Source organism: Paenibacillus sp. GbtcB18 (assembly GCF_019091125.1).
Classification (GTDB): Bacteria; Bacillota; Bacilli; order Paenibacillales; family NBRC-103111; genus Paenibacillus_F; species Paenibacillus_F chitinolyticus.
In genome coordinates, this window is the sequence record NZ_JAGXJX010000019.1 from 1 (window position 1) to 23,015 (window position 23,015).

The 23,015-nt window shown below is 43.6% G+C and carries 19 protein-coding genes and 2 pseudogenes; 20 read left to right on the top strand and 1 reads right to left on the bottom strand.

What is annotated here, in order from left to right:
- From KVT34_RS28515 to KVT34_RS28580, 15 genes and pseudogenes are all read left to right on the top strand, one after another.
- The coding region (locus KVT34_RS28515) for a ketopantoate reductase family protein (protein ID WP_217563088.1) at nt 1-799 on the top strand (799 nt) is incomplete at its 5' end.
- Nucleotides 800-1,158: 359 nt separating this feature from the next.
- Nucleotides 1,159-1,731: a TetR family transcriptional regulator gene (locus KVT34_RS28520; protein ID WP_217563089.1), complete on the top strand. Its 573-nt coding sequence runs from the start codon at nt 1,159-1,161 to the stop codon at nt 1,729-1,731.
- A 246-nt stretch (nt 1,732-1,977) separates the two neighbouring features.
- Complete coding sequence (locus KVT34_RS28525; protein ID WP_217563090.1) at nt 1,978-3,174, top strand: MFS transporter; 1,197 nt, start codon at nt 1,978-1,980, stop codon at nt 3,172-3,174.
- A 47-nt stretch (nt 3,175-3,221) separates the two neighbouring features.
- Nucleotides 3,222-4,175 (top strand): aldo/keto reductase, encoded by a 954-nt coding sequence (locus KVT34_RS28530; RefSeq protein WP_217563091.1) that lies wholly within the window; start codon nt 3,222-3,224, stop codon nt 4,173-4,175.
- Between the two features lie 92 nt (nt 4,176-4,267).
- Nucleotides 4,268-5,344, top strand: a complete 1,077-nt coding sequence (locus tag KVT34_RS28535) for an LLM class flavin-dependent oxidoreductase (RefSeq protein WP_217563092.1) — start codon at nt 4,268-4,270, stop codon at nt 5,342-5,344.
- A 41-nt stretch (nt 5,345-5,385) separates the two neighbouring features.
- Nucleotides 5,386-6,747, top strand: a complete 1,362-nt coding sequence (locus KVT34_RS28540; protein ID WP_217563093.1) for a hypothetical protein — start codon at nt 5,386-5,388, stop codon at nt 6,745-6,747.
- A 208-nt stretch (nt 6,748-6,955) separates the two neighbouring features.
- Nucleotides 6,956-7,786, top strand: a complete 831-nt coding sequence (locus KVT34_RS28545) for a GNAT family N-acetyltransferase (RefSeq protein ID WP_217563094.1) — start codon at nt 6,956-6,958, stop codon at nt 7,784-7,786.
- An 8-nt stretch (nt 7,787-7,794) separates the two neighbouring features.
- Nucleotides 7,795-7,911, top strand: a pseudogene (locus tag KVT34_RS32085) (tyrosine recombinase XerS); the annotation flags it as partial.
- 803 nt (nt 7,912-8,714) lie between these two features.
- A complete protein-coding gene (gene aiiA / locus KVT34_RS28550; protein ID WP_217563095.1) occupies nt 8,715-9,473 on the top strand; it encodes a quorum-quenching N-acyl homoserine lactonase AiiA in 759 nt (252 codons plus the stop codon).
- Between the two features lie 14 nt (nt 9,474-9,487).
- Nucleotides 9,488-10,798, top strand: a complete 1,311-nt coding sequence (locus KVT34_RS28555) for an MFS transporter (RefSeq protein ID WP_217563096.1) — start codon at nt 9,488-9,490, stop codon at nt 10,796-10,798.
- A 36-nt stretch (nt 10,799-10,834) separates the two neighbouring features.
- Complete coding sequence (locus tag KVT34_RS28560; protein WP_217563097.1) at nt 10,835-12,223, top strand: amidase; 1,389 nt, start codon at nt 10,835-10,837, stop codon at nt 12,221-12,223.
- Between the two features lie 29 nt (nt 12,224-12,252).
- Entirely contained in the window at nt 12,253-12,444 is a 192-nt protein-coding gene (locus tag KVT34_RS28565; RefSeq protein WP_217563098.1) for a hypothetical protein, read from the top strand.
- Between the two features lie 152 nt (nt 12,445-12,596).
- A complete protein-coding gene (locus KVT34_RS28570) occupies nt 12,597-13,214 on the top strand; it encodes a TetR/AcrR family transcriptional regulator (RefSeq protein WP_254635217.1) in 618 nt (205 codons plus the stop codon).
- A 1,130-nt stretch (nt 13,215-14,344) separates the two neighbouring features.
- Entirely contained in the window at nt 14,345-15,148 is an 804-nt protein-coding gene (locus KVT34_RS28575; RefSeq protein WP_217563099.1) for a class I SAM-dependent methyltransferase, read from the top strand.
- Between the two features lie 328 nt (nt 15,149-15,476).
- A complete protein-coding gene (locus KVT34_RS28580; RefSeq protein ID WP_217563100.1) occupies nt 15,477-16,922 on the top strand; it encodes an MFS transporter in 1,446 nt (481 codons plus the stop codon).
- Nucleotides 16,923-17,237: 315 nt separating this feature from the next.
- On the opposite strand, the gene KVT34_RS32525 is transcribed toward KVT34_RS28580, so the two are convergent.
- Entirely contained in the window at nt 17,238-17,360 is a 123-nt protein-coding gene (locus KVT34_RS32525) for a hypothetical protein (RefSeq protein WP_302695640.1), read from the bottom strand.
- A gap of 49 nt (nt 17,361-17,409) precedes the next feature.
- Here KVT34_RS32525 and KVT34_RS28585 point away from each other — a divergent pair, with 49 nt between their 5' ends.
- The 5 genes and pseudogenes from KVT34_RS28585 to KVT34_RS28605 form a co-directional block, all read left to right on the top strand.
- Complete coding sequence (locus tag KVT34_RS28585; protein ID WP_254635218.1) at nt 17,410-18,333, top strand: hypothetical protein; 924 nt, start codon at nt 17,410-17,412, stop codon at nt 18,331-18,333.
- An 11-nt stretch (nt 18,334-18,344) separates the two neighbouring features.
- A complete protein-coding gene (locus KVT34_RS28590; RefSeq protein ID WP_217563101.1) occupies nt 18,345-18,965 on the top strand; it encodes an NAD(P)/FAD-dependent oxidoreductase in 621 nt (206 codons plus the stop codon).
- Nucleotides 18,966-19,289: 324 nt separating this feature from the next.
- On the top strand, nt 19,290-19,640 hold the full coding sequence (locus KVT34_RS28595) for a YciI family protein (protein WP_217563102.1): 351 nt from the start codon (nt 19,290-19,292) through the stop codon (nt 19,638-19,640).
- Nucleotides 19,641-20,438: 798 nt separating this feature from the next.
- Nucleotides 20,439-22,070 (top strand): stalk domain-containing protein, encoded by a 1,632-nt coding sequence (locus tag KVT34_RS28600; protein ID WP_217563103.1) that lies wholly within the window; start codon nt 20,439-20,441, stop codon nt 22,068-22,070.
- 675 nt (nt 22,071-22,745) lie between these two features.
- Nucleotides 22,746-23,015: pseudogene (locus KVT34_RS28605) on the top strand (pyridoxal phosphate-dependent decarboxylase family protein); the annotation flags it as partial.

Sequence of the window (23,015 nt, forward strand, 5' to 3'; positions counted from 1 at the left end):
GGTCATTCGGCATTACCTTCAGCGCAAGACAACTGTTGATCGGGTTCGAGTAATTCGTAGACTAGAGTCAGGTGACGCGTATGACTTGATCTTCGTCATGATGAAATATTCGGATTTCGGGGCTGTGCTACCGATCCTCGCAGAAAACGTTAGCCGACATATCGTATTGGTCGGCAACAATATGAATACCTACGCCATGCAGGACCATTTGAGTAAACATGGTAAGTCGCCTAAACAGGTAGCTTTTGGATTCCAAACTACCGCAGGTACACGTAACGACGGACGAGTCATTTGCATTCGTGGCGGCCATGGGGAGATGGTCATCGGGGGTTTGGACGGTCCCGTTCCGTTTCGCTCCCTGCTGGAGCAGGCATTCATGCGAACCAAATACAAGCTCAGTTACCATGATCAGATCGATGCGTGGCTGAAAAACCACATGGTGCTAATCGTGCCCATGAATATGGTCATACTGTTCCATAGCTTCCAGTTGAAACAGGTTGTCCGTGACGACAGGCGAATGCGTCAGGTAGTGGCGGCGATGGGGGAGGGCTTCCGTGTACTTGAATCATTGGGGTACCCGTTAACCCCTGCGAAGCAGGCGTCTTGGATTACCGGCTATCCAAACTTAATCCGCTGGGCGTTGAAGATTTTCTTCCTGCTTCCGGTTAGCCGGTTGATTGATGGGACAGCAGTTGAGCTCACAGCCTTGAATGAGGACTTTGCCGAATGGAGGGCAAGGTCGGATGTGCCTACACCAAACTGGAATGCGTTAGAGACAGATTGGCTTATTCAATCATAGTCACTGCTGCAAGCCGTGTGATATTTCGTGAAGAGTGAGGCCGGGAAGTGTTGAAGCACTTACAGGGCCGCACTTACGGCCTGTCTTTTCGGTAGAGAGTGAGAAGAACATTGAACTATTGCCGAAAAGGACAAGAACATGAGCCGATTACCGATTAGATGAATGTATAATAATGGAGAAATAGCGAAGATCTTTAGGCGCAGTTTGGCAACAATAGGTTTTACGCATCTGCTCGGAATAAGCAATTACAAGCTGGTGGGCGGAGGCGAGCCATTTTACATGGGGAGAGATTGCAAGTCATTGGGATTAATCCGTGAAAAAAGTTTGATTTTGAACGAACGATCGATTATAATCAGTTCATGAAAAACAAATCCGAAAACAAAATGGAACTTATCTATCAGACAACCATTGCACTTCTCAATGAAATAGGGCTATCCGATATATCCATGTCCAAAATTGCGAAGAGGGCAAGCATCTCTTCATCATCCATTTACTTTTATTTTGAAAGTAAAGAAGACTTACTGATTAAACTTTATTTTAACCTCAAGGATCAAATGCATCAGATGATGTTTAGAGGCGTAACGGCGGATATGTCAGTCAAGGATGGTTTTGAGAAGATCTTGCGTAATTATTCCAATTATATTGTGAATAATAAAGCTAACTTTCTGTTAATGGAACAGTTTCTTGACTCTCCGTTTATACGCAAAAGCTGTAAAGATCAAAACGGTGGTGTGTTCAAGCCGATGTATGCTCTATTCGAGAGGGGGATCAGAGAGGGACTATTCAAGGATTCGGAGACCAATCTTTTAGTTACCTACTCTTGTCTGCCATTTGTCCAAATGGGGAAAGAGTTTATAAATGGCGAATATGAATTCAATTCTGCTAATATCGATAAAATGATTCAAATGAGCTGGAATGCTATTAAAGCATAACCAGCCCATTTTTTTGAAACGTTTTGAACGATCGTTCGATAAAATATTGATCTATACCCATCGAATAGTCGATATTTTTTTAAAGTAAATTGATCGATCGTTCGATTAAAAGGAGGTGAACGCCGTTGCTTTCTATTAAAGGTCAAGGGCCTCCTGATTCATAGGTATGCCTGCTGAAGAATTGTTTTTATTCATTTAGATTCAATATCCATTTTATATTAGGAAAACGGGGGAAATGAAGCATTTATGAAGGACTACAACATGAAGAGCTACAAATTGATTATTTATTTTCTAGCATTAGGTGCGACCGTGGTCGGTACGGCCGAATCGATTATTACTGGAATTCTTGACATGCTTGCCTCAGATATAAACGTATCAATAGGTCTTGCCGGACAATTAGTTACTGTGTATTCCATTGCCTACGCAGTGGGTACGCCGATTCTGATCGCAATTACATCAAAAATAGATCGAAAAGTGCTATTACTGGCAGCACTATGTACTTTCGTTATTGGCAATATCATTGCTGTTCTAAGTCCTAATTATGCATTGCTTATGACTTCCCGGGCTGTCTTGGGAGTGAGCGCAGGTATTTTCGCCGTAGTTGCCCTGGGTGTTGCCGCTCAATTAGCTCCGCCGGAGAGAAGAGGAAGTGCGATCGGTACTGTCTTAATGGGAACAAGTCTTTCACTCGTCATCGGACTTCCTTTAGGCACTTTGATCGGAGAGTATATGGGATGGCGATGGATCTTCGCTATACTTGGCGTAATCACCCTAATAACGATTATTCCCATCGCAAAAGCCGTTCCTAAGTTATCCGGTCAAGAAGCGATTTCGCTATCTAAACAACTAGCCGTACTCAAAGAATTCAAAGTAATAAGTGGCTTGTTAACCTCTTTATTCTTTATTACAGGTTATTCTGTTGTTTCTACGTATCTAGCGCCATTGCTGCGCGAAAACGCAGGTCTTAACTCCAATACAATCAGCCTTGTCTTGCTAGGTATGGGACTTATGGCTGTAGTAGGAGCACGTATAGGAGGATACGGAGCTGATAAATGGGGAATTGCTCGTACACTGATTGCAAGTCTGCTCCTGCATGTGATTGCCCTGATCTTTCTCCCGATAGCTGCCGTTACCTTTGCAGGCGCCTTGTTCATACTAGCTCTTTGGATGCTTGGAGCTTGGACAACGGCCCCAGCACAGCAGTTTAACCTAGTTACTATGGCTCCTCAATCAACCGATATTATTTTGAGTCTGAATTCCTCTGCTTTCCATCTTGGTGTCGCCTTGGGAGCAGTTCTAGGTGGTGTGATTGTCGAACAACTCTCCCTATCATCGATAGGTTGGGTCGGAGGACTAATCGTTTTGCTTGCAACCGTATTTGCAGTGATTTCGATTGCTTTGAAAAATAAACAGAATGTAGCCGAGCAACTCAAAAGCGTATAAGAAAAAGGCAATTGTGATTTCAACATTGAACATGAGGAGTGATTTTTATGGAGAAAAGAGCGCTTGGATCAAGCGGGTTGGAAGTATCTGCTCTGGGATTAGGCTGCATGACCATGTCCGATTTTTACGGCAGTGACCGGGATGAACAAGAATCCATACGGACGATTCATCGTTCATTAGAACTTGGTGTAGGCTTCTTGGATACTTCGGATATGTACGGTGTCGGCGAAAATGAAAAACTGGTGGGAAAAGCGATCAAAGATCGACGTAATGAGGTCACTTTGGCTACCAAGTTCGGTGTAGTACGCGACAAAGGGCCGCTGTGGGAATACAACGGAAGAGCGGAATATGTTAAGGCTGCCGCGGAAGCAAGCTTGCGCAGATTAGGCGTTGACCACATCGACCTGTATTATCTGCATCGTATTGATCCCTATACACCAATCGAGGAGACTGTAGGGGCGATGGCTGATCTGGTGAAGGAAGGGAAGGTTCGTTATATCGGCCTTTCAGAAGCCCCGCCAGATATGATACGCAGAGCGCATGCAGTTCACCCGTTATCGGCAGTGCAAACAGAATATTCCTTATGGTCCAGAGACATTGAAGACGAAGTTCTTCCTACCCTCAGAGAGCTTGGCATCGGTTTTGTAGCCTACAGCCCGCTTGGACGTGGGTTTCTAACCGGTACAATTCAACGATACGAGGATTTGGGGTACGACGATATTAGACGTAACTTCCCCAGATTTCAAGGACAAAACTTACAGAAAAACCTTCAATTCGTCGCCCGGATTCAAGAGATGGCTGCTGAAAAGGAATGCACTGTCCCTCAACTGGCGTTGAAATGGATATTGATGCAAGGCGGCGATATCGTGCCTATTCCGGGAACGAAAAGAAGAAAATATTTAGAAGAGAATATAGGCGCCTTGCAGGTTGAGCTTACGGAATCGGATCTTAAACGTATCCATGAAGTAGCGCCAAAAAACATTGCTGCAGGACATCGATAATATTTTTGCCTGCGATCAACAGCAGTTTTTACTATCAAGTAGAAATTAACCCAATTAAGGTATTTGTAGCAGGAAATGAAGGAGGATCAACGATGGCTGAATTCACAGACAACTTTGAAATAGGCATCAATACTTTTCTAGAGAACTCACCGGATCCTGTAACGGGCAAGAGGATGAGCCATCCCGAGCGGATTCAGAACGGGATCGAAGAGATCGTTATTGCCGATCAAGTCGGCCTTGATGTATTTGGAATCGGAGAGCATCAACGGTTTGATTATGCCTCTGAATCGCCAGCCGTGGTGCTTGCAGCGGCTGCAGCTTTAACCAAGCGAATTCGGCTCACGAGTGCCGTTACCGTTCTTTCCTCGGATGATCCGGTTCGCGTATACCAATCTTTTTCCACGTTGGATAGCATCAGTAACGGCAGGGCAGAGATTATGGTAGGCCGAGGATCCTTTATTGATTCGTTCCCATTGTTTGGCTATAGCTTGAATGACTACAGCGAATTGTTTGAAGAACACCTTGAGTTGCTTCTAAAGATTAGGGCTTCGGAAAAAGTCACATGGCGAGGTGGTCATCGCCCCGCGATCCAAAATCTTGGCGTCTATCCGCGATCCGTCCAAGACCCGCTTCCGGTGTGGGTCGGAACCGGTGGGCGCCCTGAATCGGCCATTCGAGCAGGAGCGCTGGGGCTGCCCATCGTCTTTGCCATCATTGGCGGAATGCCGGAAAGATTTGCTCCTTTAGTTGAATTGTATAAACAAGCTGCCGCCGAGGCCGGTCACGATGTGAGTAAGCTTAGAATTGCGACACACTCACACGGCTTCGTTGGAGAAACAACGAAGCAGGCTGCCGAGTTACACTATCCTTACACGTCGGTTCAAATGAATGAACTCGGCAAAGTGTTAGGATGGCCGCCATACAGCCGTGCATCTTACGATGCTGCACGCAGGATTGAGGGCGCCCTTTATGTTGGCGATCCTGAATATGTCGCGGAGAAGATTCTTCTCGTCCGCAAAAATTTAGGGACGAATCGTTTCTTCTTACATCTCAGTATCGGCACATTGCCGCATCGCGAAGTCTTGCGCGCCATCGAGTTGTTTGGCACCCGCGTCGCACCGATCGTTCGAAAAGAGATTGCTCGAGAAAGCAAGCAAACAACCATTTGAAATAGCCTTCCCTACGAGGAGTCATGTATAAAGGAGTTAAGATGAGTATGATACTAAAGTCAGCGATTGAAGAAAATGATGATACGTCAAAGGAACCTGGAATCGCTTTGAAGTTAGATCATCATGTTGAACTTCCTCTTCCTCCTATTAGAGCCGGATTTTCAGATGATGGTCGTCTTGCTTTGCGAGTAGGGTCTGATTTTCTGGTAGGCGATATGTTTCTTGCAGATATTTTGGAAACGATTATTGCAAATGAAAGTTTCGTATATATGTATCTGAACGAGGATGTGTTATCTCTTTGCGGTTTGCTGCTGAAGTCAGAACTGATATTATTATCTGAACGACTTAAAGAACACTTTGCTAAAACGATCAACTATCCTGTTGACCCTTATCAGCCTGAGGGGATTGTCAGATTATTGGGTCTTGACGCCGCTTCAATAAGCAATGAAGCTAATAAAGATCTTTTGCTTGAGAATTTAAATCATTTATTGACGAGACGATTCGGTATAGTTTCCGATACAGGCAGGTATAGAGAGTCTTATGACTTTAACAGGGCTTTAGAGATTGTGAATGAAGGAACTGCACACTCGACACTGAATGTTACATTGGATAAGAATGAAGGCTCGCTTATGTTCCTTGATTCTCATTTTAAAGCAGAAGTCGGTTCTACGTACAGAAATACGGCAGTAGGTGCATCCCAGAGGGTTACAGCTATTGCCAAAACGATAACGGTATTTGAACGTATCATTCCTCAGCTAGGAATGTACTATGCTTTATCTCAAGCTCAGATCGCTTTGCTTCGTTTAGGGTGGGGATCAGAGGACTTGAAACTAAACGAAAGCGTATTAAAAAACTGGATTAGCGATGTTACCGCAAAGCTGGTTCCTACAAGGAGAATGCCCAGCGAAACCACGATTTTATATTTCATGAAGGCGACTTTAGCGGATGGTTCCGAGGTTAATGGGATGTGGCCCAATACACTATCAGCGGATTTATTTTACAACCTCGAAAGCGGTCGTGTAGAAAGGTATGTTTCCGAGCATGAACATTACTTGGAACTGAAGGATGGCAAAAGATTCACCATTGCTAACACGGTGGATGGTGGTGTATCCGTCAGAGCCGTTTCGGACAATACTGCTGATACGCATCATATCCTTCATTTCTATAACGATACCGAGCGCTTGGATAAAGGTTTACTATTAGCAGGTGCAGACCGTACAGTTTCCTTACTTGGCAAATTAAGCGATAGCGATACAGCCAGCCCTTTTAAAACTGTGCATTTGAGAGCTCCACGGGGCAAGGAATTTAGATTTGTCATGTGGGGATCAAATGATTTTGATGTTTATTTAGTAGAAGAGGGACAAGGTGGGGTTTATATAATAAAGGATACTTTAAGCAGTTAATTGCCTATGTCGAAGAGGGTTTGACAGTGGGTAGAGGGGCCATGGGCACTTATACTTCCAGAGTTAAAAGCGCAGGGAAGATGCGTAATTGCAATTTCGCATGATGTTCGCTATTTTCACATTGCGGACAAAATAACCAGATGGATTTTGGGCCAAGTTGTGAACATGGAAACGAGGTAGTAAACAATTAGAATGGAGTGAGCCGTAAATGATTTACGAACTCAAAAAGAGTGAATATCATCTCCTGAAGCCTATGCTCCTGAGTGGATTTCAATTTCCTGAGGTTTATGCTGTCGTCAATTTAGTGAACAGCGGATGGATTGTGGCTGATGATCCAGTAAATCCGACATCGGCTTTCGTGTGGGTGGAAGGACTCAAAGGTTTTTTTCTTATCGGATGTGAGAATAACATATCGTTTTTGGAAGATCTTAATCATTTTATTGACCATGAATTGAATGAACGGCTACAAAGAGATGTCAATTGGGTTGAAGTGGCAGGTATGCATCAGGGGTGGGACGATGTAATTAAACAATCATATCATTGCCGGAATGTAAAGCAATCCATCCAACTCATTTATAAATGGGATGACCATCAAGCTGTAGAGAAGCAAGACAAAGACCTAGCGCCTTTGTCTTCTGAATATCAAGTTATAAGAGTGAACCCAGAACTATTATCCTCGGCTCAAATCAAGAATCTTGATTTCCTAGAGGCAGAGCTTGCGGGGTTTTGGGGGAATATCGATCACTTTATGAATCATGGGATTGCATATTGCGTTCTAAGGGGAAATGTTATTGCTAGTATCTGTTATTCAGGGTTTGTGGCAGGTAATATACACACGATAGGCATAGTGACAACGCAAGAACATAGGAAAAAGGGACTGGCATATCAAGCCGCATACTCCTATATTAAAGAACTTAGAGAAATGAAATTAATTCCTTACTGGGATTGCTCTTTAAGCAATGAATCTTCTTGGCGTTTGGCAGAGAAGTTAGGTTTTGTTAAGGACGTAGAGTACCATTTATATTCGTTTCAGAAATAATAGGTTTCACATTTTTTTATAAGGAGAACAACGACGTACCGAGATTGAAGAACCAGTGGGGGCATTCATCAATACAAACAACTATGATTTACACGCATATAACTGATGATGAAATCCAGAGGTAATTAACAATTGTTGGAGTTTAGTTCAATTTACGTATATTTTTTGAACTTAAAGTTATTGCATTAGAAGAACTGTTCGTTCTAAACGGCATTATGCAATAACTTCAATTTCATTTTTTACTTATTCAAAACGTTTAAGTTCACCAATGCAATAAGTATAAGTTCAACGTACAATGTCGGATGACAAAAACATATATCGTTTCCCGTAATTGAGGATCTTTCTCAAGACGAAAAGAGAACGATGTAAGTTAAGCGTAGAAAACACGAAGTCCAGGCAGTAACGCAGGTGACTTATAGGAACCGGTGAAGTCCGCAGAAACGCCTTTATAAATGTGGTATAGAACATTCTTTTGGCGGTTTGGCCGCCAGATTGTAACAAGCAAAATTGCCGGGCAGGCATTATATTCTTCAAGATGAATCAGATATGGTGATAGAGGAGATACTGATTTAAAGATTTTGGTTGGCTGTTTGTGACTTGAACCATAATTTTGCCGCTGCGGCAAGGATATGCTTCCAAAAAAGAAGGCCTTTTATGGCCTTCTTTTTTATATTAGTTATTGAGGATTATTTGAAAAATGCTTTTGTAACTCTTCAAAAATTCCCCTAATATCTTCTACCTGTTTTTCAAACACCTCAAAGTATTCGAAAGTAGGAAATTCACTCCCAAAAGGCTGTTTGGACAAATCGATCCAGCAGCTGATCGGCCTTATTTTCTGATGACGAATTGACAACGGACAAGTTGTCCATATATAATAAATCCCAAACGGACAAGTTGTCCGAATTTATAGTGTGAAGGGTGAAACTGGATGTATGTCAAGAAGCTGAATTTTTTACCTGTAGGTGAATGTTTCCTAGATCAATCGGCAGTTAATCGAACCCTTGCCCCCGGAAAATTAGTCGGAATGCCTGTGTGGTCTTTTCTGTTGGAAACGACCAGCGGGCCGATACTCATCGATACGGGAATGCCAGACGCTTTTATCAACAATCCCGATTACTACAAGGGGACTAGACGTGAAGGGCGCGTCGTCCCCAACATGTCAGAAGGCGATTCGATCGTGAATGTGTTAAAGCGTGTCGGTTATCGACCTGACGATATTCAGATGGTCATTAGCTCCCATTTACATTTGGATCATTCTGGGGGAAACGGGCATTTCCGCAATACGCCGATCCTTATTCAAAGGGCAGAGTATGATGCGGCCATAGGCAACGAGGATTACTCTCCTTTAGAGTGCAGGCTTCCCGATTTACAATATCAAATCATTGAGGGTGACCATGAATTGATGCCGGGGGTTCAAATTTTCTTTACTCCAGGTCATTCCCCTGGCCATCAATCAGTCCTCGTCACAACGGAAAAGTCGGGTCCAGTGCTTCTGACGATTGATGTTGCTTATACTCGGGAGAACTTCGAGAGTAGCGTACCATTCTTGACATTCGATCAAGAGATGGCTGCCAAATCGATTACTCGCATGCAGGAGTTGATTGAGGATGTTCGGCCGTCCTATGTTTTCTTGGGACACGATAGAGATCAAGCGCAAACATGCCGCACCTTTCCTGACTTCCTGTAATGGAGGAATAGGCTATGGATACTCAATCAATGGCTTTATCCGGTAATGAGCGGAAATTAATGGGGACACTTTGCTTACTCATTATTTTCGGAAACATCAATATGACCATGTTTAACTTGGCTATACCGTCGATTTCCGCTGACTTTGCTCTGACCTCCTCGCAAGTAAGCTGGGTCATGGTCGGATATAGCATTTTGATGGCCATCGGCGCCGGTACTTACGGCAAGTTAACGGAGTCCTTTTCCTTCCGTCAGCTGTATGTCATTGGTTTAATCCTTTTTGCTTTCGGCTCTATGATCGGCTTCTTTGCAGCTTCATACTTGCAAGTCATTATTGGGAGATTAATGCAAGCAGCAGGGGCTTCGTCCATCTCGCCCCTGTCTTATGCGGCAGTAACCCTATATTTTAAGCCTGCCGTCAAGGGACGGGTACTGGGAACGTTGTCCGCCACAATTGCCTTTGCTTCCGGCTTCGGGCCTGTGTTCGGCGGTTTCGTGGAGCAATACTTTGGCTGGCGCGCTTTGTTCATCGTGTCCAGTCTAAGCCTATTTGTTATCCCTTTGGTATTCAAATATGTTCCAAGCAAGAAACACGACCGCGGTTCATTCGATATTCTCGGAGCTGTTTTGTTCTCCGCCGGACTGGCGTTTGTATTGCTAGGGGTTACTAACTATTGGTTTATGCTCATTGCAGGAGCAGCAGTTCTTCTATGGTTCGGTACTCATATTCAGAAAAAAGAAGATCCATTTATCGATGCATCTTTCATGAAAAATGCTCCTTACCGACGAATTCTAGGAATTGGATTTCTTACCTTCTTTTGCAACACGGGGTTAACCTTTACTTTTCCTGTCATGATGAAGAACGCCTTTCATTTACCGACTAGCAAAATCGGTCTGCTGATGCTTCCCGGTGCTGCTTGCGCAGCCTTGCTCGGATCCCGGATCGGAGGTTGGACGGATCGTTTCGGAAGCTCCCGCGTGCTTGTCATATCGCAAAGTCTCGTCATCGGCGGATTTATACTGCTTGGTGTATCCGTACATTTGCCGCCATGGTTCGATGCTTTATTGATCATTATCCTTATGATTGGATTCAACGGTGTCCTCACCTCTAGCAGCAATTTAGTTTCGACGACACTCCGTTCGGCTGAGCTGGGTGTGGGGATGAGTATTTTCACGCTGGCCTATCTGCTAGGCGGATCATTCGGTCCTGCGATGGTCAGCCGACTGATTGATTTAAAGATACCTTTTTCTGTTGTATATTTTACCATTGCCCTGTTGGCAATCCTGACATACTTATTGGCAAGAAAAACAAATCCTAGCGGGTAAACGGACGACTTGTCCGAAGATAGGGAGGATGACGAGATGAGTAAATTAAATTCCCAACTGTCCTTTGCTTCTATTCATGAGCTGGCCGAAGGGATCCGGACAAGGAAAATATCCCCGGTAGAGATTACGGAACATGCACTTCATCGCATCGAACGTTTGAATCCGAAACTGAACGTTTTCGTTACCCAAACGGCCGAGCTGGCGGTTGAACAAGCGAAACAAACGGAACGCGATGTTATGCATGGTCGGTACAAAGGGCCCCTTCACGGGATTCCCATCGTTCATAAGGATCTATATTACACTAAAGGGATCCGAACAACTGCCGGTTCAAAAATATTAAACAGCTTCGTCCCCGATTACGATTCGACGGTTGCAACTAAGCTGCATGAGGCTGGAACAGTTCTGCTAGGCAAAGTACAGACTCACGAGTTCGCTGCGGGATTGACAACAACTAGCCCGAACTTCGGTCCTTGCCTCAATCCGTGGAACACTGAACTTGTACCGGGAGGTTCAAGCGGCGGCTCGGCTTCTGCTTTGGCGGCTGGACTTGCTTATCTGGGCACAGGCTCGGATACCGGAGGCTCGATCCGCATACCCGCTGCCTTGTGCGGCGTCGTAGGGATGAAGCCGACGTACGGTCGGGTCAGTCGGTATGGTATCATTCCAATGGCCTGGTCATTGGACCACTCGGGTCCGTTGACCCGAAGCGTCATGGATGCGTCCCTGTGTTTGGATGTGATGTCAGGCTTCGATCCGAAGGATGAATCGACGGTCGATCTGCCTGCGCCAGGTATCAAGATGTATCCGAATGGTCTCAGGGGTGTACGTATCGGATTGCCGACAAGCTACTATTACGAGGATTTGATGCCGGAAGTGGAAGCTGCGATGATGGCCGCTATCAATAAATTCCGAGAACTGGGAGCGGAAATCATCGAAGTCAGCCTGCCCATGATCAAACATGCCCAAAGCGCGACGATGGCCATTATGATGACGGAGATGTACTCGAACCACGAGAAGTGGCTTGAGACAGAATTGGAACAGTATGGTCCGGATGTCCGAATGTTTCTTGAAAGCAGCAGAGATATTCCGGCTTCCATTTACCTCCAGTCTCAGAGGGGCCGGCAATTAATTGTCAATGATTTTTTGAATGCATTGTCCGGAATCGACATCTTGTTGACGCCGGCAACACCGATCACTGCGCCGCGTGCAGATGATACTACTAGTGTATTCAGATTGAACTCATTTACGGTTCCGACCAATTTGACCGGCTTGCCTAGCCTGAGCATGCCTTGCGGTTTCTCACCTTCCGGTCTGCCGATTAATATGCAATTGATTGGCCGCCCCTTCGAAGAAGCGACAGTACTAGGTATCGGCAATACTTATGAGATGAATACCGACTGGCACAAGAGACATCCGGATTTGTAAGCCTGACTAAATTTGATGGAGGGTATCCTATGGAACAGAAGCAACTTAACTCTGAAGTTAACAGGAAATCATCGACCGAAACCGGAACAGATACGACGAGCGACAACAAAAGAGCGTACGAGCAGTTTATTCCTACGATCGCAAGTTTGAAGGAACTGGACCTATCGGGCATTGAACCGCATTTGCCTCCAATTTACAAGAAGTACTATACCAAGAAATAAAAAAAGTTCATCGGTCACCCAAATGAATGTATTTTTAATTTTTCATGAAATGTATTATAATATGAATTGGCGGACAACATGTCCATACACGAAAAACGGACATATTGTCCGTTTTTCGTATTAAATAACAGTTAAATTAATGATGAAGGGAGATGTTTATAGTGAATTCAGAATCGCAATCCGCCTCTCCGAAAATTCCCAGAGAGGAGTTAAACCGAAGACGAATTTTGGCGTCAGCTAGAGAACTTTTCATCAAAAACGGTGTTGAAAATGTCAATATGCATCAGATTGCGAAGACTGCTGGAGTCGGACAAGCAAGCCTATACCGCCGCTACTCGGATAAGGGTGACATCTGTCAGGAGATCGCGTGTGAAGAATACCAACCCTTGTTTGATGAAGTTCAAGCATTTCTTGATCAATCCCCAGAAACCGCTGCCTTGGACCGGCTTTACCATGTAATCGTAAGATATGTTTCTTTTTTAGAGGCGAAAGTTCCTTGGCTCTGTGAGGTCAGTCGGGCCTCAACCGGGCACCGTCCGTTACAATCTCCCTTATGTCAATGGATGCGCAATATAAGCAGAAATCTGCTAAATGAGGCCGTTGAACGGGGAGACGTATCCGGGGTGGACATTTCATATACCATTGAAGCCCTGCTGGCCGTGCTTCACAATATCGATTACCATCTCCAAGATGAAGGCTTTACGAGCCAACGAGTTCTTGATGGATTACAACGCATATTTATCGAAGGTTTAAAAGCTCATAGACATTAATTGAGGGGCTGGCCCAAAGCCACATAACATGCAGAACTACGCAGCTTACAATGACGAAGGAGAAGGCGTTGGTCATGATCTAGAGTCAGTTGTTACGTAAAGGTCAATCCCTAGCAACGGAAGGCTAGTCGTTATGGTTATGGGGAATTTAGTAACTTTTACGGGAGATGTAGAAAAGGCAACCTATTACTCTACATCAGAACCAGCTTTATTGAAGAAAATAACGTAAAATAACGGAAACAGTGTGTGATAGTGTCGGATGACAAAAACATATATGCTTAAAAGTCGCGTAGCAGCGGCTTTTTTTATTTTAACGATATAAGTTCTTGTCACAAGTCAGTGACAAGAACTTATATCGTTTCCCGTATTAGGACAAGAACATATATTGTTTCCCGTAATTGAGGATCATTCTCAATTACTATACTAAATTTGTAGAAAAGCGGGATATCTAATACTTAGACGTGACTCTCATTTGAAGTTATTGAGGTATGGGAGCATGTATTCTACGGTATCAAAATGGGCACAGGCTACGCTACCCTCATCGCTCCATATCCTCCGTATCAACCTCATCGTCTGTAAAGAACGCATCTCAGAAGCCCATTTCTCTTCCTCTTGCTCCATCAACTTTATATTCATTTCTAGATTTGCTTTCTCTCTTTCAGGTGAGATGAATCCAAAGAAGTCCAATTTTAATAACAAAAATATATGTTTTGACATATTGATTTGGACGGTTATTTTTATCTTTCAAAAGGTATAGTTTTTGACAATTCGAGGATGGCGAAAGCGGGACTATGATGGATTCTGATGCCTGTCTTACTGCTTGTGCGGATGTAAGACTAGGATGCGTCAAATTGGATTCTAGGCGGTTTGAAGGGTGTTAAGAGTGGGGGGTGGTTTACATCGCTCATGCAATTCATGGGGGCGGGAAGAGGGTATGCACATCCATCGCCCGATCTGAGCAAAATTTGAAGCGATACGACAAAGTCATGGTACGATATAGGTGCTAATGGGCAAATTTGCTTAATCTAATAATTCCTAATAGACTGCATTTACATAGGAACATATGTGCGATATGATTGTTTGGAATATTTGGTTATATTTAGTTACTCTTATTTGGGGAGGATGAATGAATGGTCAAGAGTTCTGTTCATAGAACAAACATGATAGGCGGTGGTGAGGTTAGTGCCATCTCGGTCGACGTGGATAAGCGTAGTATTCATGAAACAAATAGCTTATTTTGGGATACTAAAGGAAATGATGTTTTAGGAGCAACCGCACTTCCGCTTTATGGAGCATTTGTCTCAGAAGAAAAGTGCCAGCTTTTTGGCGATGTTTCGGGAAAAAAGATGCTAGAAATAGGCTGTGGGAGCGGGGAATCCTTGAAATATCTGGGTGAACGCAAAGCATCTGAACTGTGGGGGATGGATTTATCGGAGAACCAAATCGAAAAAACAAAACAGCATTTGGCGGCGTGCGGCCTTTCAGCAACGTTAATCTGTTCTCCCATGGAAGAAGAATGTGGCATACCAAAGGATTATTTTGACTTTGTTTATTCGATTTATGCCGTAGGCTGGACAACCGACCTTGAAGGGACTTTTCGCCAAATTGCTTCTTATCTGAAAAAAGACGGAGTATTTATTTTCAGCTGGTCTCACCCAATACACAAATGTGTTGCTCCAGAAGATGATAGGCTTGTTTTTAAGAAATGTTATTTTGATGAATCGTGGTATTCGGTAAACCTTGGCGAAAGTACGCTAACATTATCCGACCGTAAACTATCAACCTATGTGAATGCGTTGGCAAAAGAGGGATTTGTCATTGAGCAATTGATTGAGGAATCTGATGATGAAATTATGCAATCGAGTAACGGAGATTTTGCAAAGAAAGCAAAGATGCTTCCTGTAACCTTCATTATTAAGGCACGAAAACTATAGAATACGATAGAGAAAATAAAGAAGTTCTATCCAAGAGAAAACCACTCCATTATCGGAGTGGCTTCTTCTCTATATGTTGATGTATATATTAGGGTCAAAATGTACTTTGTGCTTAGAAACTCTGTACGGTGGAAGGTAAAACCATAAAACGTCTGGCTGCCAATAAGCAGCGTTGTAACGAACATTTTCCTAGTTCAATTTTTAATTCTTCAGCAACAGAAGAGAATATGAAAAATCTTCCTTGACATATACGATAGGGGGGTATAGTATTATCGCATCAACACGATAATTTTGAATGATCGGTTGCATAAGGAGGAGGATGAAAATTATGAAAAGTCAAACCCAGTCTTTACCGCAAGCAGATCCCAAGCGCTGGATGGCGCTAGCCTTACTATGCCTTGCCAATTTTATGGTGATCATGGACACATCCATTATCGGCGTTGCACTGCCAGCCATCAAAGAAGCGCTTGGCTATACGCAGGCAAGTTTGCAGTGGGTTTTCAACGCGTATGTCATTTTTTTTGGCGGATTATTGTTGCTCGGTGGTCGATTGTCCGATCTATTTGGTCAGCGTCGCATATTCATGTGGGGGTTCTCTATTCTCACGCTAGCTTCCTTGTTGGCAGGATTGGCTTGGAACGAAGAGGCGCTTAATGTTGGCCGCGCCCTGCAAGGATTTGGTTCCGCATTAATTGCCCCATCTGCATTAACGATTGTCATGATGCTCTTCGGCGGCAATCCAAAAGAATTAGGGAAAGCATTAGGCTTCTGGGGAGCATCGGCCGCTGCCGGCGGGTCGGCCGGCGTATTTCTCGGTGGGGTCATTACCGAGTGGCTTAGCTGGCAATGGACCTTTCTCATAAATGTACCCGTTGGTATTATAGCGTTGCTTCTGTCCCCTGGAATTTTGGCTAAAGGAATGCGTAGAAAAGGCAGCATTGACGTCATTGGCTCCATCTTCGTCACAGCGGCTTTGGTGTTGGTGGTGTATGGCATTGTTACCGCTGAACACAATGGATGGGGAGCGCCGTCCACGTTGTGGACGCTTATTTCAGGAATCGTATTGTTTATCCTGTTCTTGATCGTTCAGGCAACTAAAAAAGAGCCGCTTGTTCCACTGAAGATTTTTAAAGCGCCCAATCTGGCTGCAGGCAATATCGCGCTCATTATGCTGGCCGGTGGTTGGATTCCGCTGTGGTATTTCCTCAATCTCTATATGCAGCAGGTGCTAAAGTTTTCTGCTTTTGCCGGCGGAGTTGGCTTGCTGCCGATGACGATCCTGATTGCTATTTTCATGATTCTGATTACCGGTAAATTAATTGGTAAATTCGGGATAAAAGCAAATCTGGTCATTGGATTGATTGCACTTGGAACTTCGATGCTTCTGTTCGCTGGTGATACGCCGGTTGATGGAAACTTCATCGCCAACGTGCTTCCGGCATCCTTGCTCGGTGCGCTTGGTATGTCACTTGCCTATATTCCGGCTACGATGTCCGCCATGTCGGGGGCGAGACCCGAAGAAGCAGGGCTTGCATCGGGTCTCGCTAATACGAGCTACCAGATTGGATCAGCTATCAGCCTGGCCATCATGGTTGCGATTGCGGGCTCAACAACTGCTTCCCAAACTGGTGTTGACCCGGTCGCCGCGCTAAATGAAGGGTTTCAACAAGCGTTTTTGTGGTCCGGTATCGTTGCTTTTGCAGGTGCAGTTCTAGTGTTTCTGTTTATCCGTTCGCCTAAGCAGGGTGAGGCAAGCAACACGGCAGCCATGTAATCGATGAATCGGGCTCCAAAGTATTTGAATGGAGCCCATTGATATAACAGGATGAATTCTTCTTTATATAGGGCAGGGGGGTATACTATACGAAGAGAAAGGAGGGATTCCGATGAGCGAAGAAACACTATTCGTGGAATTACCGATAGAGCAAGATCCAGACTGCTGCTCTCATGGAGAATATTAAATTAATATACTATAGAGGGGTATACTAAAAATAAGGGGTCGTTGGAAATGACCACAAAGGAATCCAAGGTATCGCCTCAAATAGAGAGCTACTTAAACACGAAAGGGAAATTGGCTATTGCACTCCGACTACATCGAATTGAAGGTCAGATTAGGGGCGATCGGACTGCTCGCCCCTTGGGTTGCAGGCGCGTCGATGGCGCTCAGTTCGGTTTCCGTCGTACTTAACGCTTTGCGGCTGCAGCGTATCAAGATGCTCTCTGCACACTCAAATTTATCATGAAATGGAGTTGCTATAACCATGAAAAAGAAAATTATCCTCGTCGCTGCTGCGGTAATCGCTTTTAGCGTATTGGCTGCATGCGGCAAAGGGGAGGATAAGAAGTCAGCAGACGGTAATAACCATGCCGGGCATGCAGCAAGCAGCGGGCAAGAGAACGCCAAGAAGCCCGCAGAAAATGAGAAAAAGGGGACGGGAGACATGGAGCACGGAGGCGGACACGGCGATCATAGCGCAACTGCGAAGCCTGCATCGGAGGATCTTAACGTATCGTTTACCTTCCCTGCAGGCGCTGCAAAAGCAAATGAAGAAACGGAATTGACTATTCAAATTACGGGTAAGGACGGGAAACCGGTCAATAAGTATGATGTCAATCACGAGAAACTGCTTCATCTTATCATCGTCAATCATGATTTGTCGTTCTTTAACCACATTCATCCAGAGTTTAAGGAAGACGGCAAATTTACGGTGAACACTACGTTCCCTGCTGGCGGTGAATACAAGGTGTTTGCGGACTTTATTCCGACTGGCGGTATCAACACAACGCTCAGCGAACGGGTGAAGGTGGAAGGCAAGGAAGACAAACATGCCGCGATTACGGCCGAAGCGAAGCTGGTGAAAGAAGTGGGGGGCAAGGAAATCGAACTGGCTTTGAGTGGTACAAAACCGAACGAAGACGTGACATTGACCTTCTACATTCGCGATGCGAAGACGAAGAAAGGAATTGATAACCTTCAGCCTTATTTGGGTGCGGTCGGCCATGTTGTGATTCTCTCTAAAGATGCGAATCAATATCTTCATGTTCATCCGGTCAATGAGAAAGCGATGGGGCCGGATGCGAAATTCGCGACCTCTTTTCCGCAAAGCGGGACGTACAAATTATGGGGACAATTTCAGCATAACGGCGAAGTGTTCACCGTACCATTCGTCGTTGATGTGAAGTAAGGAGGATGATCATGGGAGAAAAGACGAAACTGGCGGTATCACCTGCCATTCAAGTCGGGGGAAGTCTCTTTACGCCGAATCAGCTTGCCAAGATCGGTACGATCACCGGTTCGGACGCCAAAATTGAAATGACCTCGTTCAAGCAGCTTTACGTGGAAGTGCCTCTCGATAAGCGGGAGGCTATCCAGGAGGAGTTGGAGCGCGCCGGACTGGAAGTACACCCGGCGGGGTTTGCGACCAAGAGCCTGATTGCCTGCAACTTCTGCAAAGGCGCGGAAGAAGCCGGTCTGGAGACGGCTCGCATCTTGCATCGGGCGATTGCCGGTATTGCGACGCCCACCCCACTGAAGATTGGATACGCGGGCTGTGCGCTAGGTACGAGTGAACCATTGCTGAAAGATATCGGGATCGTTAAAATGCGAGACACATTCGATATCTACGTCGGAGGAGAGCCTAAAGGAATCAAGGCCGCGATGGGCCGACTGCTGATCTCCGGCATAACGGAAGAACGGCTTGTACCTGTTGTATCGACGCTTATCGATTTCTACAAGCAGCAAGCGAAAGGCAAAGAAAAGTTCAGCAAATTCGTGGACCGAATTACGATCGAGCAGTTAAAACAATTTGTCGCGTAAAGGAGCGAACTTTTATGCTAAAAATCGATACGAAAGCACCAATCAAAATTTACACGATTCCGACTTGCAACGATTTAACATTCCCGATATGATTTCATCGACGGCGGTAGACGTCTTTTATTAAACTAACGGGCAGGATAGTTGAAGAAGAAATAAAATCATTCATGTTCCAAATCGATATTGTAATTAGCATTGACTTTTTTAAAAAGTAATTATGTATTAATTTGTGAAAAAATTTTTCGAAGTGTCGGTTTTGAAGATACCGGTTCGTTGTATTTATAATAGGGTCAATTTTTGCCTCTAAAAAAGAAGGAGGAAATTTTTATGCTGTTTATGTTGATTGTCAAAGCCTCGAAGAATTCGGAAGCCGGAAATCTCCCGAGTCCTGAGCTCATGGAAGCCATGGATAAGTACAATGAGGAATTAGTTAAGGCAGGCGTGCGGGTTATGGCTAAAGGACTTCATCCAAGTTCAAATGGGATTCGCCTTTCGTTTCTGAAACCAGGGGAAAAGCCGATGGTAAGGGATGGTCCATTAACGGAAACGAAAGAATGGTTTGCCGGGTTCATTCTGTTTGATGTGAAGTCGAAGGAAGAAGCCTTCGAGTGGGCCATGCGTATGCCGGACCCGCAAGGACATGGGGAAGGACAGATTGAATTGCGTCAAGTATTTTAGGCACCGGAACTTTATTGGTTGGCGGCTCTTGTATCTTATTCCGCTAACTGGGAACGCTAGTTAAATAGAAGACAAAAGAAGGCAGCCGTTTACGAGATCGGCTGCCTTTATTCAACTAATGGGCAGGATGGTGTTAGAAACCAACTCAACTCACGGCTCAAACGTCATTTAAAAAATAAGAGAAACTCAAAATTTAGCCAAAGAAGCTGAACTATTTTCAAAAAGCGTAGCTAAGAACATGTAGAATGAATGATCAATGTCGGATGACAAGAACATGTATGCTTAAAAGTCGCGTAGCAGCGGCTTTTTTTATTTTAACGATGTAAGTTCTTGTCACTGACTTGTGCCAAGAACTTACATCGTTTGCCGTATGGGGACAAGAACATATATTGTTTCCCGAAATTGAGGATCTTTCTCAAGACGCAAAGAGAACGATGTGATTAAGCGAAGCATAACCTCCATATGGATTCAAGGTCTTTTTAGGTTCTTCGATTGGTAATAAATCGTTTCATTTGCTCTACTGGAATCCTTAACTTTTTTGGCCATAGTCCAGCAGAACGGTACTTTGCGATTTTGCTGGAAGAATAAGACTTGACTGAAGCAGAAAGAAAATATTGTAAACTACAATTTGACATGTTATGTTACTAAAGTGAGTCTAAAGGCCTGCAATCTTTAGGTCTCTAGATTCGATAGAACTAATTCATACTATTGATCGGTAGGGGTTGAAAGCGATAGTAATTTGGATGCGAAGATTAAAATGAAGGAATTTAAAAGCGATAAGAAAGGTAGGGTTTCCCAATGAAAAAGATGCTAATAACATTAATTTTCTTGCTTTTTATCAGTTTAACTAATTCAAATGGTGCATCTGCAAGAGATGAGATTTGGATCGATTTAGATGGGCAAAAAGTTATTTTCCAAGTTCCTCCTGTAAACGATTCAGGAACTATATTAGTTGAATTCAGAACTTTATTTGAAAAATTGGGGTACAAGGTAAAATGGAATGAGCAAACTCGTACAGTTGAGGGTGTAAAAGACAATTTAACTATTAATCTTTCTATCGGACGTAAGAAAGCTACGGTTAATGGAAAAGAAATTAATCTCGAAAAAGAACCACGGATTGAGCAAGGATCAACATTGGTTCCTCTTCGTTTTGTAGCTGAAGCAAGTAGAGCAGACGTCGAGTGGAATGATACTGCTAAAATTGTATACATAAGCCATGATATTTCTTATCGCTTATTAACTGCAGCTAAATTAAAGGATACCGGCAAGATGAAAGAATATCTTTCTAGAGGGGCAAATCCTAACTACAGTAGACCAGGAGACCCTTTTGAATATACTTCAGTCGATTGGTCGATAATAGACCAGCATAGAGAGGGATTAGAGTTATTAATCCAACATGGAGCAGATGTAACAAAAAAAAGTCTTATTTATGATGCTATCGTACACGTAAAACCTCTAACTAAATTTGGAAAAGATGAATCTGGTTGTTTGGAAATTATTAAGATATTAATTAAAGCAGGAGCTGATCCTTTAACAAAAGGGCCTACAGGTAAAGCACCGTATGATTTAGCAAAAAGTGATGGACTAACCCAGATTACAAGTTATTTGGAATCCTTGAATGATAAGCCGCACGAAACAACGGTTTTGATGAACGGAAATAAATACGTTGGTGTGGTAATAAAAGGAATCCCCAATGGATTAGGCAAGCTTACCTTAGTTGACGGAAGTTATTATGAAGGAAAGTTTGTTAGTGGCAAATTAGAAGGTCAAGGCAAATATGTATTAGCCGATGGTAGCTATTATGAAGGACGGTTTATTAACGGAGCTTTAGAAGGACAGGGAACATATGTATTTGCTAACAAAAATAAATATAGGGGAGAATTTAAACAAGGAAAGTTCAATGGCCGAGGAGCAATATATACTGCTTTGGGGGATATGATTGAGAGCGGTGATTACATAGACGGGGTCTTTGTTAATATATTACCTTCGCTCCCTAAACCCAGTGGATCGCTTACGACAACAGATGAATTGAAAGATTTCTTAGAAAAGAATTTTAGTGAAGTAACAACCTCTTTAGGTACTACGAAATTTACATTTGAAATATTAGAATATAATTCTTCAGCTTGGTCTTATGATTTTGCTATAAAAGTTAAATACGATTTTGATTTTTTCTTTGAACTGTTCCATGGCAATAAGTTGAATACTGATATAAAAGAAAAAGTAAAAAAAGAGCTCAAAGATCATCAAGAAAAAATTGGAAGATCTGTAGTAGCAGCAATGCCTACTAAGAGGATGTACGGGGAATACTATGACTCTTGGTACAAATACCCTAATTTAAAAGTTGATCTAATGACCTCAACATATTACAGTTGGACCAATATTGATGAGAGCTATCCTAGTTACGAACCCTCAGCGTTTAGATGGAAGTGATATTTCAATTTCTTAACTGCTAGAGGACGAGAACATACAACGTGCAATCAATTGATCGGTCCGTCTGGGTAAAGTAGACGGACCTTTTATTTAAGTACACTAAACTAATAAACAACTACTACTAAGATAGAGTATTAACAAAATGTCGGATGACAAAAACATACATGTTTAAAATTCGCGTAGCAGCGACTTTTTTTTGTTTTAACGATATAAGTTCTTGTCACAAGTCAGTGACAAGAACTTATATCGTTTGCCGTATTGGGACAAGAACATATATCGTTTCCCGTAATTGAGGATCTTTCTCAAGACACAAAGAGAACGATGTGAGTTAAGCGTAAAAAATGCGACGTCCAGGCGGTAACGCAGGTGACTTATAGGAACCGGTTAAGTCCAAAGAAACGCCTTTTATCGCGCCCACTGATTAACTCAATCAGATTTTGTTCACGTGCCGTTGGTAAGGATAAATTGTCACATATGATTTTGATTTTAAAAGGCGTTTAAGCTTAGGAATAGCTTCTGCATTGTTTTTCTCTTTCACCGACCGCGCTGCCGATAGGAAAGAGATTGTTTCGAAATATTGCGGTTCCATTCGAAAATGCATACAACCGAGTTATGCGAGTGTATACTTTGAATCAGAAATGGAATTTTACAAGATGAAGGGGATGCATTTTTCACATGATGAAGCATAATTCAATTTTTAATCTTGATACGGATGAACGCATGGATATTGGAATCTACCTGTTGGAACAAATCAATGACTATATGACGCACATACGCGGGGTTCGTGTTTCACCTGAACTCAGCGTGGATGCGATTGCAGAACACTCACGTAAATTATCTTTTGAGCATCCCGTCAGTGCGCGCGAGGCGATTAATCATATCCTGGAGGGACTAAGACAATTCCAGGTGCATACGCCACACCCGCGATATTTCGGTCTGTATAAC